The following is a 14,959-nucleotide window of genomic DNA, read 5'->3' on the forward strand; positions in this document are numbered from 1 at the left end:
TGAAGACATGACCGTTTACTTTATTGGCGCGGGTCCGGGCGACCCTGAGCTTTTGACTTTGAAAGCGCAGCGCTTGATCGCGTCTTGCCCTGTTTGTCTCTATGCGGGGTCTTTGGTGCCCGAAGAGGTCGTCGCGGGCGCGCCTGCTGGTGCGATTGTGAAAGACACAGCGCCGATGACATTGGATGACACCCACGCAGAGATTGTCGCAGCGCATGGTCGAGGCGAGGATGTAGCGCGGGTGCATTCGGGTGATCCGTCATTATACGGCGCGATTGCTGAACAGATCCGCCGTTTGCGCGCGGATGGGATTGAGTATCAGATTATCCCCGGCGTGCCAGCTTACGCGGCGGCTGCGGCTGCCTTGGGGCAGGAGTTGACTGTGCCCGAGGTGGCGCAATCTATTGTTTTGACCCGTGTTTCTATGAAGAGCACGTCGATGCCCCCCAAAGAGACGCTAGAGAATTTTGCGGCTACTGGCGCAACTTTGGCGATCCATTTAGGTGTGCGGAACCTGCGAGAAATCGTGCGTGTCCTCTCGCCACATTACGGCGAGGATTGCCCTGTTGTCGTCGCTTATCGCGTAGGTTGGCCTGATGAGATGTTCATCCGCGGCACTCTGAAAGACATCCACAAGAAGGTGCGCGCGGAAAAGATTACGCGCACGGCTTTGACGCTTGTCGGGCCTGTTCTGGGCAACATTCGCGATTTCAAGGACTCCGCGCTTTATGATCCTGCGATGCCGCATGTCTTGCGCCCTGTTGAAGGCGCAATTCTGGAAGAGCCGATTGATTGATGTGAGGCGAGGGCTTTAGCCCTCGATCATATCCACGCGCGTGGCATGGCGGCCGCCTTCAAACTCGGCATCCAGGAATGCGTCGACGATGTCGAGCGCGAGGCCTTCGCCGATCACGCGCGCGCCCATTGAGATCATGTTTGCATTGTTATGCTGGCGGATCATGCGCGCGGAAAATGTGTCAGAGCAAACGCCGCAGCGGATGCCTTTGACCTTACTCGCAGCCATCATGATGCCTTGACCTGTGCCACACAAAAGAATGCCGAGATCAAATTCGCCTGAGGCCACACGTTCGGCAGCAGCTTTGCCGTGCTTGGGGTAATGGGTGCTCTCGTTGGTTGTTGGACCAATGTCGAGAACCGTATATCCACGCGTTTCAACATGGCTGGCAATGGCTTGACGCATCGCAATATCGGCGTGGTCACTTGAGATGATGATGCGTTTGTTGGCAGTCATAGGGTCAATCCAATGTCGAAGTTGGTCCTTATGTGGCGCGGAGCGATCTCAAAGAATCTCTGGAACGCTGCGATGCATTTCGCACATTGTGGCCTGCTAGTCGACAGGTGGAACGCCTCGTTTTTCAAGCATTCTGACGTCTACATCTTCTCGACGCAGCCCGTAGCGCATTTCATCGTAGTAGATGACATGCGTCGGGAGCTTTACACCCCAATCAAATTTGAAGGGTGTTGGCGAGGGGCTCTTGGATTTTCCGCCTTCATGCGTTTGAGCATAGGCCTTTGCCGCTGCGGGTGCGCGTCCCTTCTGGGCGAGGTAGCGGCTGACAAAACTATTGTAGATGCCGTATTTCAGGCCCAGGACGGGTTTCTTCGAAGCAAACTCGGCAGGCAAAAACGGGGTTTTTCGCTGACAGATCAGTTTGTCGTTCTTGAAGAGCTGAAAGTATGTGTTTTGCCCGGAACGGCTATAGTTTGCGTAGATCGAAACGTCGATCCAGCGGCCTTTCCACGAGGGCAAAGAGCCTAGATTACATTTCTGGTTGTCTGCGAAATTAAGGTAGGGTCGATCATTAAACGTCAGCGACCACATTGGCATATTCCAACCCTCGGCCTTAACTTGGCCAAGCATGGTATTGCCTTTGCCGAGACTTACGAAATCTGGCGGGATCAAAATGGAATAGCCGTACCAGACACCTCGGCCCGGTTTAGACATCGCATTCTTTGGCCTTTCCTTCATTTCTACGCGGCCGCGATCGGTCTCGCAATCGTTCCATCCTGACGCGCGTCCGCAATCGCCGTGCCGTATCTCAAAACGTTGTGCTTTTTGACCACGGCGCGTTGGTTGCCTTACATAGGCGTGCCGATAACGGGCTTTGTGAGACAAGGTTTCAATCTTTACCTTTTTGAGCACAGAATTGCGTAGCGCTTTTTCCTCAGCCGCAAGCATCGTCGAAGTGACAAGGCAGCTTGCCAGCAAGGCCGTTTTAAGAAGTGTTTTCATGTTGGATGGCCTTACAGAAAATTTAGTTACCAGCGTGCTGCGAAAAGAAAGAGTATTACGTTGTTGTGCCTAAACGCCGCTGTCAAAAATTTACAATGATCGAGTTGCCGTAACCCCAGTACTTTAGCTTAGATTGTGCGTTTGCGATGAATGCACTGCGTTTGGCCTCATCCTTCATGCGGCTTCCTCTAAGGATGATCGCGCGGTGGGCTGGGTTGGCTAGAAAGACAGGTTCGCTTTGAATTGTGAACTTGCGGGTTTTTCCGTTGTATGCGCAGGTGATCGTCATCGGTCGAAGTTTTCGTGTAGCTGCCGGAATCTTAAGATGTCCCGATCCGTTGAAATCTTTGGAAAAAATTTCGCTACGTGCCGCGCAGTTTGCACCCTGGATATAATCATTTGTGCTACGAGGCTTCGCGATTCCGGGTTTGACGAGGCCGAAAAATACCGAATCCATGCGTTTGTTAGAGATGAGGTTTTGCGCCTCAACAGCCGCGGGGATCGCGAGTGTTGCAAGCGCTACGAGAGAGCAAATTTTGCGGAACATTTGTTACTTTCAGATAGACGGGAACAAGAGATTAGGATTGGCGCAAGGCCCGCTTATTGCAAATCCCCAAACGCGGCTTGCAACCGCGCAACCGCCTCAACAATCCTCGCGCGTGGGGTGGCGAAGTTGAAGCGCAGGAAGGTCTCGCCGCCCTTGCCAAAGGTCGGGCCATGGTTGGCAGCGATGCGGGCGTCTTGCTCGACGCGGCGGGTGAAATCTTCGCGTGACATACCCGTGCCGTCAAAATCCACCCACGCGAGATAGGTCGATTGCATAGACATGGATTTCAGGCCGGGTATCGCGTTTACGCCAGCATCAAAGACTTTGCGATTGCCGTCGAGATATTGCACTAGATCATCAACCCAAGCGGCCCCCTCGGGTGAATAGGCGGCTTCGGCCATAAACAGACCGAAAGAGTTGGGGCTAAGACCCATCGCCATCATGCGTGCGCCAAAGCGGGCGCGCAAATCTGGATCGGCGATGATCACATTGCCCGAATGCGAGCCAGCGATGTTGAAGGTTTTGGTCGTCGCGGTCATCATCACGAGGCGATCTTCGATGCCTGCGATATTGGCCATCGGGATATGTGTGCTGCCATCGAAAACCAAATCGTGATGAATTTCATCGGACACCAATATTAGATCGTGACGTTTGGCAAAGGCTGCGACGGCTTGGAGTTCACCTTTGCTCCAAACGCGGCCCGAAGGGTTATGCGGGGAGCAAAAAACAAGCATGCTCTCGTTGCCCGTCATTTGGGCGTCATAGGCATCGAAATCGAGTTCATAGCGCCCATTGACGTTACTCATTTCGCATTCCACGACGTTGCGGCCAGCGGCGGAAATCACTTTGGCAAAGGCATGATACACTGGTGTGAACAGGACAACGCCTTCGCCTGGGTTGGTGAACGCGTCAACACACATGGCAGTTCCATTCACGAGGCCATGGGTTGTAAAAATGCCATTGGTATCAACATCCCAACCGTGGCGCGTTTTCATCCACCAGCGGATCGACTCGCGATAGGGAGCATCGTCGCCGTAGTAACCATAGATGCCATGTTCATGCATTTTCGCAACGGCATCGGAAACACATTTCGGTGGGCGAAAATCCATATCCGCAACCCACATTGAGATACCATCGCTTGCTGGGACGCCATAAATTGACTCCATCGCGTCCCATTTAACCGAATGGGTGCCAAAGCGGTCGATGATCTCGTCAAAACTCATGTGGGTATCTCCTGAATGCTTACGGGGACGCTATCGAATTGAGCCAAATCTGCAAGGCCCGTTGCAGCGCGCGCCTTGGTGGCATAAATGCTGCGGTATGAAACGCAAGATCCTGATCCACCCCGATCCCCGCCTTAAGAAAGTTTGCGCAGCGGTGCCCGATATTTCGGACGAGCTTCGTGTGCTTGCGAAAGATATGTTGGAAACGATGTATGCAGCGCCCGGCATTGGCCTCGCCGCGCCGCAGATTGGTATTCTGGAACGTCTTGTCGTGCTTGATTGCGAGAAAGAGGACGACAGCGAGCCAGCGCCGCTGGTTATGGTCAACCCACGTATCATTGCCTCATCGGATGAAACGAATGTGTACGATGAGGGGTGCCTTTCGATCCCTGATCAATATGCCGAGGTCACGCGCCCAGCAGAGGTGAGAGTAGAATGGCTCGATCTAGATGGCAATTTGCAAGAGCGCGATATGGACGGGCTTTGGGCTACCTGTGTGCAGCACGAGATCGACCATCTCGAAGGGAAGCTGTTCATTGACTATCTTAAGCCGCTCAAGCGCCAGATGATCACCCGAAAAATGCAAAAGCTAAAACGAGAGATGGCGCGCGCATGAGCATCTTGCCAATCGTGGCTTGGCCAGATCCGCGTTTGAAACGGGTTTGCGATTCTGTTGACGCATTTGATGACGCCGTGCGCCGCCTGATTGGTGATATGTTCGAGACGATGTATGATGCACCCGGTCGCGGTTTAGCTGCGCCGCAAGTTGGGGTCACGCAGCGCTTGTTTGTTATGGATGCAACCTGGAAAGAGGGCGCGAAGTCGCCGTTGGTTTGCATAAATCCCGAGATTAAGCCGCTTGGCGACGTGATGAGCACCAACGAAGAAGCGTGCCTTTCGATCAAAGGTGTCTCTTGTGACGTCACGCGGCCTAATCAGATCGAATTGACCTTTACAGACGTTGACGGCAAGCGCGCATCGATGATCCTTGAGGGTTTTGCCGCAATTTGCGCGCAACATGAGATGGATCACTTAAACGGCCGTGTCATCTTTGATCACTTGGACGAAACCGCGCGCAAGGCGCTCGAAACCGAATATAGGGCGGTGGCATAATGGCAGTGCGAAAGTGTATTTCTTGGCCAGATAAAAGGCTTCGCAGCAAAGCGATGGATGTTGAGGAAATCAACGATGACGTGCGCGCAGTTTGGGATGATCTGGTCGATACGATGGAGGCAATGCCCGGCGTTGGCATGGGGGCCAACCAGATTGGCGTGATGTTGCGCTTGGCCGTGGTGGATGCATCCAAGGAACGGGGCAAGGTCATTCGTTTGGCGAACCCTGAAATTTTGCACTCCTCTGTTGAATTGCGCGAACACGATGAAGCAAGCCCAAATCTGCCGGGTGTTTCCGCCCTGATAAAACGTCCTCGCGCAGTGACGGTTCGCTTCTTGAACGAGCAAGGCATTATCGATCGGCGTGACTTTATCGGTCTGGAGGCAACATCCGTGCAGCACCAGATAGATCACTTGAACGGCAAGATGTATTTCGACCATCTCAGCCGAGTAAAACGTGACATGCTGATCAAAAAGGCGCGCAAAATATGAGAGTTATCTTCATGGGAACGCCGGATTTTTCGGTACCTGTTCTTGAGGCATTGGTGGAGGCTGGTCATGATGTTGTTGCTGTGTATTGCCAGCCCCCAAGACCCGCAGGGCGCGGCAAGAAAGACCGCCTGACGCCTGTTCATGAACGCGCGCTCGAGCTGGGATTGGATGTGCGCCATCCAGTTTCTTTAAAGGGTTCGGATGAGCAAGAGCTCTTTGCGCAGTTAAATGCTGAAGTCGCAGTTGTCGTCGCATACGGTCTCATTCTTCCGCAGGCGATTTTGGATGCGCCCACGAAAGGATGCCTTAACATTCACGCATCGCTTTTGCCACGTTGGCGCGGCGCGGCACCTATTCATCGCGCAATTATGTCCGGAGACGTAGAAACAGGGATTTGCATTATGCAAATGGATGCCGGTTTAGATACGGGTCCGGTTCTGCTTCGCGAAGTAACTGAAATCGCAGCGCAGGACACGACCGGTGGCTTGCACGACCGTTTGAGTGAGATGGGTGCGCGGATGATCTGCAAAGCCTTGGATCAGATTGCTGATTTGAATCCCGTTGAGCAGCCCGATGAAGGCGTAACTTACGCGGCAAAAATCGACAAAGCTGAAGCACGGATTGATTGGTCGCGTCCAGCTCTGGAGGTAGATCGTCAGATAAGAGGGCTGTCGCCCTTTCCTGGTGCATGGACGACGCTGGACGGCGCGCGGATCAAGTTTTTGGCAAGTGGTTTGGCCGAGGGCGAAGGCGTTTCAGGGCGCTCGCTTGACGATGCGCTAACTATCGCGTGCGGAGCAGGTGCGGTTCGCATTTCTCGCGCGCAGAAGGCTGGTAAAGGCGCGCAGGATGCGCAAGAGTTTTTGCGAGGTACGCCTGTACCTAAAGGTTCTCGGTTCGGGGAGGGATAGGGCGATGTTTTTGGCACTGTTTGGCACGGTCGTGATCGCGGGGATCGTCGGCTATATTTCCGAGAAAAGCGAATTTACCCACAACGGGTATCTCCCGTCGATCATCATCTGTGTCGGCGGAGCTTTTTTGTTTTATTTCATAACGATCATGTTTCGTGTTGGTTTTGGCTCGCCCGGTGTGGATGCGATCGTGGCGTCAATCGGGGCGCTTATCATCGTTCCCACACACTGGCGCAGGTAAGGTGCGTGCAATCACGCACCCTACGTTTTAGGAGGCGCGTTTTTGTAGATCGGTAAGCGCCAACCATAAGCGAGCGATCCTGCGCGCAGAAAAAGGGTCACGAAAATCGCTGTGCCAAGCACAGCGAGGTCAGGCAGCGCAAACGCATCAGCAACAACGCTTGCCCCAGCGCCAGCGAAGGCCGCACTGACATAGAGCTCGCCTTGTTTGAGAACAAGCGGGACTTCGTTGCATACGACATCGCGCATCAGACCTCCCATGCAACCTGTCACGATCCCCATCAAAACAACGATGATTGCGGGGTGTTCCAGCGTAAGGGCGATGCCAGAGCCTGCCGCGACTGCAACGCCCAGAGCGAGAGCATCAACCCAAAGCAGCACGCGATAGCGACTTTCGAGAAAATGGGCGGTGAAGAAAACAAGCAGAGCAGCAGCGCTGGTGAGCGCTAAATATGAGGGGTTTTCGATCCAGAAAACTGAATTGCGGTCCAGTAGTACATCTCTCACCGTGCCGCCCCCAATGCCCGTGAGCGCCGCGAGGAATGCAAAACCCACCAAATCAAGCTGAGCCCGACTTGCGGTAAGTGCACCCGTAAGCGCGAAAATCACCACCGCGGCATAATCGAGAAACCCAAGCAGGCTCATGCGGATTTCTTGAACGGCGCCATACCTGCGCGGGCGAGTTCGTCTGCGCGTTCGTTCTCGGGATGGCCTGCGTGTCCTTTGACCCATTCCCATTTAACTTGATGTCGGGCCTGTGCGCTGTCTAACCTTTGCCAAAGCTCGACGTTTTTGACGGGTTTCTTCGCAGCGGTTTTCCAGCCGTTTTTCTTCCAGCCATGTATCCAGCTTGTGACACCATTTTTAACATAGGTGCTGTCGGTCACGATGGTCAATTCTGCCGCGCGATCTAGGGTTTCCAGAGCGGAAATTGCAGCCATGAGCTCCATTTGGTTGTTTGTCGTAAGTTCCGCGCCTCCAGAGAGTTCGCGCTGTTTAATAATCTCGGTGCCATTCATGGCGCGCATGAGAACGCCCCAACCACCCGGTCCGGGATTTCCGCTGCACGCGCCGTCTGTGTAGGCAATGAGTTTGGGCATGTTTAGACCTTCTCGCTTTGCAAAGACACCCACTCGGCAAGTTCGCCGTTAAGGCCCATGTCCTCACCATGGTTACGCCGCCGCACGGATAATCCATTGTCGTTCATCATTTTCTCTAGCTCGTTTTCGGTGAAGTAGCTGTAGTGTCGCCCCAAACTATCGCGCGCTTCGCTGGTGCCAGTCTTCATGCCAATGTGGAAGATACCGCCTGTCTTTAGCGCCTTTGCGATGGACGAAATATGATCGGGAACCTTAGCGCGCTCTGCGTGCAAGAGGCTGAAATTGGCGTAAATTCCATCATAGTGATCTAGCACGTTTAAGGCATCAAAGGTTTCGCGCCGCGCGTTAACGCCAGCCTGTTGGGATGCGATTTTGATCATTTCGGCGGATGCGTCACTGGCGTCTACGATCAAGCCGCTTTGCGCCATGCGCCCAGCCGAATGGCCAGGCCCACAACCAAGATCCAACACACGCCCGCCGTCTTTTACCATGTCAATAAAAGCGAGAAGGTCTGTGTTTTTCGTTTCGTTTTCCGTCAGCTTTGCATACTCTTCTGCCTTGCCGTCATAGATTTCGAGAGTTTCTTTGTCGCTCATGTTGTTTCTCTCAATATGCGGGGAACCTTGAATTCAACGTTCTCTTTTGCTGTTTCTATGACATCCACAGTCACTTCGAAGCGTGCTTTGAAGGCATCGATGACTTCGGTGATCAACACGTCTGGTGCAGAGGCCCCGGCAGTGATGCCAATGCTTTTGATGCCATCTAAGGCACGCCAATCGATATCGGTAGCGCGTTGAACCAATTGCGCGTAGGAGCAGCCAGCTTTGGCGCCAACCTCGACCAGACGTTTGGAATTAGAAGAATTGGGTGCGCCAACAACCAGCATAGCATCGGTTCTCGCAGCCATCGCTTTCACAGATTCTTGCCGATTGGTGGTCGCGTAGCAAATGTCCTCTTTATGCGGGCCTTGAATGGACGGGAAACGAGCATTCAAAGCGGCGACGACGTCGGCGGTATCATCAACTGACAAGGTCGTTTGCGTAACAAATGCCAGCTTTTCTGGATCGCGCACGTTCAGGGTCGCGACATCCTTCGCTTCTTCGACGAGCAAGACTTCACCCTCGGGCAATTGCCCCATTGTGCCGACGGTTTCAGGGTGTCCTTCATGCCCGATCATAACCAATTGCAACCCGTTTGCAGAATGGCGCTCGGCTTCGATGTGAACTTTGCTCACCAAAGGACAGGTCGCGTCCACGTAAACCATTTCGCGTTTAGCCGCAGAGGCGGGAACAGATTTCGGCACGCCATGTGCTGAAAAAATGACAGGGCGATCATCCGGGCATTCGTCGAGCTCTTCTACGAAAACAGCGCCTTGTTCGCGCAGCGCATCAACAACGAATTTATTGTGAACGATCTCATGGCGCACAAAGACGGGCGCGCCCCATTTTTCCAACGCCATTTCAACGATCTTTATGGCGCGATCTACGCCAGCGCAGAACCCGCGCGGGGCAGCGAGAAAGAGCGTAAGGGGCGGTTTGGTCATTGTAATTTCCCTCTAAAAGCAATCGGGCTTTTGTTGCCTAGAGGTAACGTGGCGAAGGCTTGTGGTCCAGAGGGCGTGTTTCGCCAAAAGAGAAAAGCCGGAGCTAAGGCACCGGCTTTTCAAGTTGGTTAGTCTGCTGCTTCGAACGATTGTTCGCGCTCTGGCATTGGGTCGCGTGGTGGGCGTCCAATGACATCTTTGAGCTCGTTGAGTTCGATGAAGTTATCGGCTTGGCGGCGGAGTTCATCTGCAATCATGGGTGGCTGACTGCGGATCGTGGAAACCACTGAGACGCGAACGCCTTGACGTTGCAAGCTTTCGATAAGCGGACGGAAGTCGCCATCGCCGGAAAACAACACAATGTGATCAACATGCGGTGCCAGCTCCATAGCATCGACTGCAAGTTCGATGTCCATATTGCCTTTGACCTTACGCCGACCTTGGCTGTCTGTGTATTCCTTGGCCTGCTTAGTCACCATGGTGAAGCCATTGTAGTTGAGCCAGTCCACCAAGGGGCGGATTGGGGAATACTCGTCGTTTTCCAACAGGGCTGTGTAGTAGAAAGCGCGCAACATTTTGCCGCGACGCATGAATTCCGTCCGCAAAAGCTTGTAATCAATGTCGAACCCTAGTGCCTTAGCGGCAGCGTACAGGTTCGAGCCATCGATGAACAGCGCGAGCCGTTCGTCTTTATAAAACATTAAATGTCCTTTCAAATAGTCCCGCCGCGCCGTGAGTGAGTGTATAAAAATAAAATTGCGACGTTCCCGATTTCCACGATAAGAGAAAACCAATAGGTGAGGCAAGGGTGCTTACACAGTGATATGGGCAATAATTCGTGAATATTGGGACTTTGCAATTGGTTGCGCTAGGGGCAAACTTGTCATCATCCAGTTGTACTTTGGAGCAAGTGCTGGAGGATGCCATCGCAACCATTGCAAAACGGGGTTTTGTGATTCGCGCGATCAGCCGTTTTTTCCGCACACCTTGCTTTCCTGAAGGCGCCGGGCCTGACTATGTGAACGCGGCAATTGCGGTGCAAAGTCGCTTTGATGCCAAGCAAGCCTTGCATCGTCTGCATGACATCGAAGCCGAGTTTGGCCGCGAGCGTAAGCAACGTTGGGGGCAACGTACGCTTGATCTGGACCTCATTGGAATGGGCGGTGTTGTATTGCCTGATCGCGCCGGTTTTGATGAATGGCATGGCTTAGACCCTGAATTGCAGGCAAAAGCGGCCCCAAACGAGCTGGTACTGCCACATCCTCGCTTGCAAGATCGTGCGTTTGTCTTGGTGCCGCTCGCCGATATCGCACTGTGCTGGCGTCACCCTGTGCTTGGTGAAACAATAGGCCAAATGCTTGCGCAGCTTCCTAAGAGCGAAGTCGATAAGGTTACGCCGATCTGACGCAGCCGTTGACGTGAGTATCTGCTTGTCAAGAAAAGTTTTCAGCACTAGAAGACATGGCTCAGAGCCCGCTACCTAAATCGGAGATCAATATGGCCCGCGTTACAGTTGAAGATTGTGTCGACAAGGTTCCAAACCGTTTTGATCTGGTGATGCTTGCTGCGCACCGCGCTCGCGAGATTTCTGCAGGCGGCGCGATCACGGTAGACCGTGACAACGACAAGAACCCAGTCGTATCACTGCGTGAGATCGCAGAAGAAACGCAGCTTGCTGACGATCTGCGTGAGCGTTTGATCGAGTCTAACCAGACGCAAATCGAAGTCGATGAGCCAGAAGAAGACGCAATGGCGCTTTTGATGGGTGCAGAAGCGGACAAGCCTGCGGATGACGATATGTCTGAAGAGAAGCTGCTTCGCGCGCTTATGGAAGCACAAGGTCAGGGCTAAGCTCTGCTTTTTAGCGGCGTGATAGGCAGCTAATGGATGACGAAACCACTGAATTAATGTCGCCAGATGCGCTGCTCGCCACAGTCCGCACTTACAACCCGAAGACCAACGAAGCCCTTATTCGTGCCGCGTTTGCCTATGGCGAGCGTATGCACGATGGGCAATTTCGCCATTCGGGCGAGCCTTATTTTACGCACCCGATAGCAGTTGCTGGCATTCTTGCCGAGCAAAAGCTAGATGATGCCACGCTGATAACCGCGCTGCTGCACGACACCATCGAAGATACAAAATCGACTTATAGTGAAGTCGCAGAAATATTTGATGACGAAATCGCGATGCTCGTTGATGGCGTGACCAAGCTCACCAATCTGCAATTGAGCTCTACAGCCACCAAACAGGCTGAGAACTTTCGCAAACTGTTCATGGCAATGGCGAAAGACCTGAGGGTCATTCTGGTCAAACTGGCGGACCGTTTGCACAATATGCGCACGATCAAAGCTATGCGCCCTGACAAACAGGTGCAAAAAGCTCGAGAAACCATGGATATCTACGCCCCGCTCGCAGGTCGCATGGGTATGCAATGGATGCGGGAAGAACTCGAAGACTTGGCGTTTAGCGTTCTAAATCCGGACGGGCGCGCATCAATCATGCGCCGTTTTATCCGCCTGCAAAAAGAAACGGGTGACGTTATCCACCAGATTACCGGTGACATGCGCTCCGAGCTTGAAAAGAATAACATAAGCGCTCAGGTCTATGGGCGGGCAAAAAGACCATATTCGATCTGGCGGAAAATGGAAGAAAAGGGGCAAGGCTTCTCGCGTCTTTCAGATATCTACGGTTTCCGCGCGATCACGACATCTGAAGAAGATTGCTACCGCGCGTTGGGCGTTATTCACCAACGTTGGCGTGCGGTTCCGGGGCGTTTCAAAGATTACATTAGCCAACCCAAGACCAACGGGTACCGTTCTATCCATACGACCGTTTCCGGGCGCGATGGCAAACGTGTTGAGGTGCAAATTCGCACGCTGCAAATGCATGATGTCGCTGAAACGGGTGTTGCCGCGCATTGGTCCTATCGCGACGGCGCGCGTTCTCAGAACCCGTTTGCCGTCGATCCGGTGAAGTGGGTTGCCACATTGAATGAACAATTCGGCCCCGAAGACGATCATCAGGATTTTCTTGAGGCTGTTAAGCTTGAAATGTTCTCGGATCAGGTCTTTTGCTTTACGCCCAAAGGCGAAGTTGTGAAATTGCCGCGTGGCGCGACGCCACTTGATTTCGCCTACGCGATCCACACACGGATCGGGAGCGCCTGTGTCGGAGCAAAAGTTGACGGTATGCGTGTCCCTTTGTGGACGCGGTTGAAGAACGGGCAATCGGTTGAGATTGTTACGGCGGAAGGCCAACAACCCCAATCAACTTGGCTTGATATTGCAGCCACAGGAAAAGCCAAAAGCGCAATCCGTCGCGCCCTTCGGGAGCAGGATCGCGAACGGTTTATTCGGCTAGGCAGTGAATTGGCGCGCGCAGCGTTCGAGCACGTTGGGCGCAAGGCGACCGACAAGGCGCTCGCGACTGCCGCAAAGAACTTGCGTTTGGAAGACAGTAACACGGTTCTTGCTGAACTCGGTGCGAGCGTTATTCGCGCAAGCGATGTTGTGCATGCGGTCTATCCAGACTTGGTGCAAGCCTCGGACGCAAGCATTGATAGCAAACGTGCGGTTATTGGACTTGCCCATGGACAAGCACATGAACGCGCACTGTGTTGCCAGCCCTTGCCGGGTGAGCGCATTATCGGCATCCCGAAGCGTGGTCGAGGTGTCGTTGTACACGCGATTGATTGCGAAGCCCTGATAGAGTTTGAAGATGAATCGCAGCACTGGATTGATCTGCATTGGCAATCTGGCAAGCATCCCGCAATTCATGCCGCGCGTCTGGACCTTACGATCGGCAACGACGCTGGCGTGATGGGACGGATTTGCACATTGATCGGCGAGCAAGGAGCCAATATCTCAGATATGGCGTTCTTGGATCGTAAACCGGATTTCTACCGATTGGTCCTAAGCGTCGAACTACGTGACGCGGAACATTTGCACTCGATTATCTCGGCGCTATCCGCAGATGATGATGTTGCGGAAGTTTCGCGCCACCAAAACCCAAGCGATGCAGATGTTAGCGTCGCCGAGATAGGACCGCGCCTTGGTATTCAAGCGCCGAAATAAACGCAGTTGGCCTAGAGTAATCTGGGAAGTCATCTACCCTAAGGGTGGGTGGGCGCGTGCGTTCCACTACGTGAAACACCGCGTGCGCCGTCTGCCAGATTCGCCAGAACGCATAGCGCGCGGCATTTTTGTCGGGGTCTTTACCTCGTTCACGCCGTTTTACGGTCTGCATTTTCTGATTTCTTTTGTGCTTGCTCGTGTGATGAACGCCAATATGCTGGCGGCGTTACTCGCGACGTTCTTCGGGAACCCGCTGACGTATGTTCCGATCGCCTATGCTTCGCTAAAAACGGGTTTCTGGATTACGGGAATGACCGCCGATGCAGAGCATGTACGTCATGGTTTTGGCGAGATGTTTTACGGCGCATCAAGAGACCTTCTGTTTAACCTGAAAGCACTTTTTACGGGCCAACCAGCCGAGTGGCACGGGCTTCGTGATTTTTACGATGATGTGTTTTTTCCCTATATGATTGGGGGGATTATACCGGGCATCGTGACGGGGCTGGTGTGCTATTACCTTTCAGTGCCCGTCATTCGTGCGTATCAAAAACGACGCAACAAAGGCGTGCTGAAAGCGCGTCTGGCACGCTTAAAAGAAAAGTCCTCAGAGAATACGGATCAAAAAGCGGCCGAGAAGAGCTAGTTCAGGCTGGCTTTGGCGCGCCAGCCCACTAATCTACACTAACATTGCAAGCGGAGTACCCGGCATATGTCAAAGCAGTTACCTTTGCGTCTTGGCGTAAACATTGATCATGTCGCAACCTTGCGAAATGCGCGGGGCGGCGTGTTGCCTGATCCGGTGCGCGCTGCGATGGTCGCGCAAGAGGCAGGAGCAGATGGTATTACCGCGCACCTGCGCGAAGACCGCAGGCATATCCGAGATGCAGACATTGATGCATTGATGGAGGCTTTGAGTATCCCGCTGAACTTCGAAATGGCCGCAACGGATGAGATGCAAAAAATAGCCTTGCGTCACGTTCCGCACGCGGTGTGCCTCGTGCCCGAAAAACGTGAAGAACGCACGACCGAAGGGGGGTTGAATGTCGCACAAGACGAAAACAAACTAGCCCATTTCATTGCACCCTTGGCGGAGGCGGGGTCACGCGTTTCGATTTTTATCGCTGCAGACAAACGTCAGATCGAAGCGGCGCATCGCATCGGCGCAGATGTCATTGAACTCCATACGGGTGCCTATTGTGATGCCCACGCGGAGGGCGATTTTGACCTAAGAGATCGCGAATTGGCAGCTATGACTGAAATGGCCGCTTATGCGCATGATCTAGGGCTAGAGGTGCATGCAGGGCACGGTCTGACCTATGATGATGTCCGGCCTGTCGCCGCTCTGCCGCAAGTGCAAGAGGTGAACATCGGTCACTTTATCATTGGTGAAGCCGTCTTCCGCGGGCTCGGTCCGGCTATTCAGGAAATGCGGCGGATTCTTGATGAAACACGCGCCTGAGAGCC

At 53.5% G+C, this 14,959-nt stretch carries 19 protein-coding genes; 11 read left to right on the top strand and 8 right to left on the bottom strand.

All coding sequences use genetic code 11. The features are described from left to right. The first annotated feature begins 7 nt into the window (after nucleotides 1-7). Nucleotides 8-796, top strand: coding sequence for a precorrin-4 C(11)-methyltransferase (cobM, locus tag ACRBCU_RS15020; protein ID WP_431366206.1), 789 nt, complete (start codon nucleotides 8-10; stop codon nucleotides 794-796). A 15-nt stretch (nucleotides 797-811) separates the two neighbouring features. On the opposite strand, the gene rpiB is transcribed toward cobM, so the two are convergent. From rpiB to ACRBCU_RS15035, 3 genes are all read right to left on the bottom strand, one after another. Continuing rightward, nucleotides 812-1,252: a ribose 5-phosphate isomerase B gene (rpiB, locus tag ACRBCU_RS15025; RefSeq protein WP_431366207.1), complete on the bottom strand. Its 441-nt coding sequence runs from the start codon at nucleotides 1,250-1,252 to the stop codon at nucleotides 812-814. A gap of 96 nt (nucleotides 1,253-1,348) precedes the next feature. Continuing rightward, nucleotides 1,349-2,254, bottom strand: a complete 906-nt coding sequence (locus ACRBCU_RS15030; protein ID WP_431366208.1) for a heparin lyase I family protein — start codon at nucleotides 2,252-2,254, stop codon at nucleotides 1,349-1,351. A 600-nt stretch (nucleotides 2,255-2,854) separates the two neighbouring features. After that, on the bottom strand, nucleotides 2,855-4,024 hold the full coding sequence (locus ACRBCU_RS15035; RefSeq protein ID WP_431366209.1) for a MalY/PatB family protein: 1,170 nt from the start codon (nucleotides 4,022-4,024) through the stop codon (nucleotides 2,855-2,857). Nucleotides 4,025-4,121: 97 nt separating this feature from the next. On the opposite strand from ACRBCU_RS15035, the gene def (ACRBCU_RS15040) reads away from it, so the two are divergent. Genes def (ACRBCU_RS15040) through ACRBCU_RS15060 form a run of 5 tightly spaced genes read left to right on the top strand, consistent with a single transcriptional unit; the run spans nucleotide 4,122 to nucleotide 6,780 of the window. Beyond that, nucleotides 4,122-4,640: a peptide deformylase gene (gene def, locus ACRBCU_RS15040; protein WP_431366210.1), complete on the top strand. Its 519-nt coding sequence runs from the start codon at nucleotides 4,122-4,124 to the stop codon at nucleotides 4,638-4,640. Beyond that, the gene (gene def / locus ACRBCU_RS15045) at nucleotides 4,637-5,137 is read left to right on the top strand and encodes a peptide deformylase (RefSeq protein ID WP_431366211.1); all 501 of its coding nucleotides are present in this window, start codon (nucleotides 4,637-4,639) and stop codon (nucleotides 5,135-5,137) included. Before def (ACRBCU_RS15040) ends, def (ACRBCU_RS15045) begins: the two co-directional genes overlap by 4 nt. After that, entirely contained in the window at nucleotides 5,137-5,628 is a 492-nt protein-coding gene (gene def, locus ACRBCU_RS15050) for a peptide deformylase (RefSeq protein WP_431366212.1), read from the top strand. Before def (ACRBCU_RS15045) ends, def (ACRBCU_RS15050) begins: the two co-directional genes overlap by 1 nt. After that, a complete protein-coding gene (gene fmt / locus ACRBCU_RS15055; RefSeq protein ID WP_431366213.1) occupies nucleotides 5,625-6,539 on the top strand; it encodes a methionyl-tRNA formyltransferase in 915 nt (304 codons plus the stop codon). Before def (ACRBCU_RS15050) ends, fmt begins: the two co-directional genes overlap by 4 nt. A gap of 4 nt (nucleotides 6,540-6,543) precedes the next feature. Next, complete coding sequence (locus ACRBCU_RS15060; RefSeq protein ID WP_431366214.1) at nucleotides 6,544-6,780, top strand: hypothetical protein; 237 nt, start codon at nucleotides 6,544-6,546, stop codon at nucleotides 6,778-6,780. Between the two features lie 20 nt (nucleotides 6,781-6,800). Here ACRBCU_RS15060 and ACRBCU_RS15065 read toward each other — a convergent pair whose 3' ends face one another. From ACRBCU_RS15065 to ACRBCU_RS15085, 5 genes are all read right to left on the bottom strand, one after another. After that, nucleotides 6,801-7,424: a trimeric intracellular cation channel family protein gene (locus ACRBCU_RS15065; protein ID WP_431366215.1), complete on the bottom strand. Its 624-nt coding sequence runs from the start codon at nucleotides 7,422-7,424 to the stop codon at nucleotides 6,801-6,803. Beyond that, on the bottom strand, nucleotides 7,421-7,879 hold the full coding sequence (gene rnhA, locus ACRBCU_RS15070; protein ID WP_431366216.1) for a ribonuclease HI: 459 nt from the start codon (nucleotides 7,877-7,879) through the stop codon (nucleotides 7,421-7,423). Before rnhA ends, ACRBCU_RS15065 begins: the two co-directional genes overlap by 4 nt. Nucleotides 7,880-7,881: 2 nt before the next feature. After that, nucleotides 7,882-8,475: a class I SAM-dependent methyltransferase gene (locus ACRBCU_RS15075; protein WP_431366217.1), complete on the bottom strand. Its 594-nt coding sequence runs from the start codon at nucleotides 8,473-8,475 to the stop codon at nucleotides 7,882-7,884. Continuing rightward, nucleotides 8,472-9,422 carry a 4-hydroxy-3-methylbut-2-enyl diphosphate reductase gene (ispH, locus tag ACRBCU_RS15080; protein ID WP_431366218.1) on the bottom strand — a complete coding sequence of 317 codons (951 nt, stop codon included), beginning with the start codon at nucleotides 9,420-9,422 and terminating at the stop codon, nucleotides 8,472-8,474. The genes ACRBCU_RS15075 and ispH overlap by 4 nt, the downstream gene beginning before the upstream one ends. Before the next feature lie 128 nt (nucleotides 9,423-9,550). Then, nucleotides 9,551-10,123 carry an NYN domain-containing protein gene (locus tag ACRBCU_RS15085; protein WP_431366219.1) on the bottom strand — a complete coding sequence of 191 codons (573 nt, stop codon included), beginning with the start codon at nucleotides 10,121-10,123 and terminating at the stop codon, nucleotides 9,551-9,553. A gap of 137 nt (nucleotides 10,124-10,260) precedes the next feature. Here ACRBCU_RS15085 and folK point away from each other — a divergent pair, with 137 nt between their 5' ends. The 5 genes from folK to ACRBCU_RS15110 all read left to right on the top strand — a co-directional run bounded on the left by folK (nucleotide 10,261) and on the right by ACRBCU_RS15110 (nucleotide 14,954). Beyond that, complete coding sequence (gene folK / locus ACRBCU_RS15090; RefSeq protein WP_431366220.1) at nucleotides 10,261-10,827, top strand: 2-amino-4-hydroxy-6-hydroxymethyldihydropteridine diphosphokinase; 567 nt, start codon at nucleotides 10,261-10,263, stop codon at nucleotides 10,825-10,827. Nucleotides 10,828-10,919: 92 nt separating this feature from the next. Continuing rightward, nucleotides 10,920-11,273: a DNA-directed RNA polymerase subunit omega gene (rpoZ, locus tag ACRBCU_RS15095; protein WP_348495115.1), complete on the top strand. Its 354-nt coding sequence runs from the start codon at nucleotides 10,920-10,922 to the stop codon at nucleotides 11,271-11,273. 32 nt (nucleotides 11,274-11,305) lie between these two features. Continuing rightward, the gene (locus tag ACRBCU_RS15100; protein ID WP_431366221.1) at nucleotides 11,306-13,495 is read left to right on the top strand and encodes a RelA/SpoT family protein; all 2,190 of its coding nucleotides are present in this window, start codon (nucleotides 11,306-11,308) and stop codon (nucleotides 13,493-13,495) included. Beyond that, entirely contained in the window at nucleotides 13,473-14,138 is a 666-nt protein-coding gene (locus ACRBCU_RS15105; RefSeq protein WP_431366222.1) for a DUF2062 domain-containing protein, read from the top strand. The genes ACRBCU_RS15100 and ACRBCU_RS15105 overlap by 23 nt, the downstream gene beginning before the upstream one ends. A 66-nt stretch (nucleotides 14,139-14,204) precedes the next feature. Continuing rightward, nucleotides 14,205-14,954 (top strand): pyridoxine 5'-phosphate synthase, encoded by a 750-nt coding sequence (locus ACRBCU_RS15110; RefSeq protein ID WP_431366223.1) that lies wholly within the window; start codon nucleotides 14,205-14,207, stop codon nucleotides 14,952-14,954. Nucleotides 14,955-14,959: the final 5 nt, after the last annotated feature.

Origin of the sequence: Planktotalea sp. (assembly GCF_050633725.1) — a bacterium.
GTDB lineage: Bacteria > Pseudomonadota > Alphaproteobacteria > Rhodobacterales > Rhodobacteraceae > Planktotalea.

Coding starts and splice junctions, on each gene's coding strand:
- ACRBCU_RS15060 (WP_431366214.1), top strand. CDS start 6,544: ATGTTTTTGGCACTGTTTGGCACGGTCGTGATCGCGGGGATCGTCGGC.
- ACRBCU_RS15065 (WP_431366215.1), bottom strand. CDS start 7,424: ATGAGCCTGCTTGGGTTTCTCGATTATGCCGCGGTGGTGATTTTCGCG.
- cobM (WP_431366206.1), top strand. CDS start 8: ATGACCGTTTACTTTATTGGCGCGGGTCCGGGCGACCCTGAGCTTTTG.
- ACRBCU_RS15035 (WP_431366209.1), bottom strand. CDS start 4,024: ATGAGTTTTGACGAGATCATCGACCGCTTTGGCACCCATTCGGTTAAA.
- ACRBCU_RS15085 (WP_431366219.1), bottom strand. CDS start 10,123: ATGTTTTATAAAGACGAACGGCTCGCGCTGTTCATCGATGGCTCGAAC.
- ACRBCU_RS15110 (WP_431366223.1), top strand. CDS start 14,205: ATGTCAAAGCAGTTACCTTTGCGTCTTGGCGTAAACATTGATCATGTC.
- def (WP_431366212.1), top strand. CDS start 5,137: ATGGCAGTGCGAAAGTGTATTTCTTGGCCAGATAAAAGGCTTCGCAGC.
- rpiB (WP_431366207.1), bottom strand. CDS start 1,252: ATGACTGCCAACAAACGCATCATCATCTCAAGTGACCACGCCGATATT.
- def (WP_431366211.1), top strand. CDS start 4,637: ATGAGCATCTTGCCAATCGTGGCTTGGCCAGATCCGCGTTTGAAACGG.
- rpoZ (WP_348495115.1), top strand. CDS start 10,920: ATGGCCCGCGTTACAGTTGAAGATTGTGTCGACAAGGTTCCAAACCGT.
- ACRBCU_RS15100 (WP_431366221.1), top strand. CDS start 11,306: ATGGATGACGAAACCACTGAATTAATGTCGCCAGATGCGCTGCTCGCC.
- rnhA (WP_431366216.1), bottom strand. CDS start 7,879: ATGCCCAAACTCATTGCCTACACAGACGGCGCGTGCAGCGGAAATCCC.
- ACRBCU_RS15075 (WP_431366217.1), bottom strand. CDS start 8,475: ATGAGCGACAAAGAAACTCTCGAAATCTATGACGGCAAGGCAGAAGAG.
- def (WP_431366210.1), top strand. CDS start 4,122: ATGAAACGCAAGATCCTGATCCACCCCGATCCCCGCCTTAAGAAAGTT.
- ACRBCU_RS15030 (WP_431366208.1), bottom strand. CDS start 2,254: ATGAAAACACTTCTTAAAACGGCCTTGCTGGCAAGCTGCCTTGTCACT.
- ispH (WP_431366218.1), bottom strand. CDS start 9,422: ATGACCAAACCGCCCCTTACGCTCTTTCTCGCTGCCCCGCGCGGGTTC.
- fmt (WP_431366213.1), top strand. CDS start 5,625: ATGAGAGTTATCTTCATGGGAACGCCGGATTTTTCGGTACCTGTTCTT.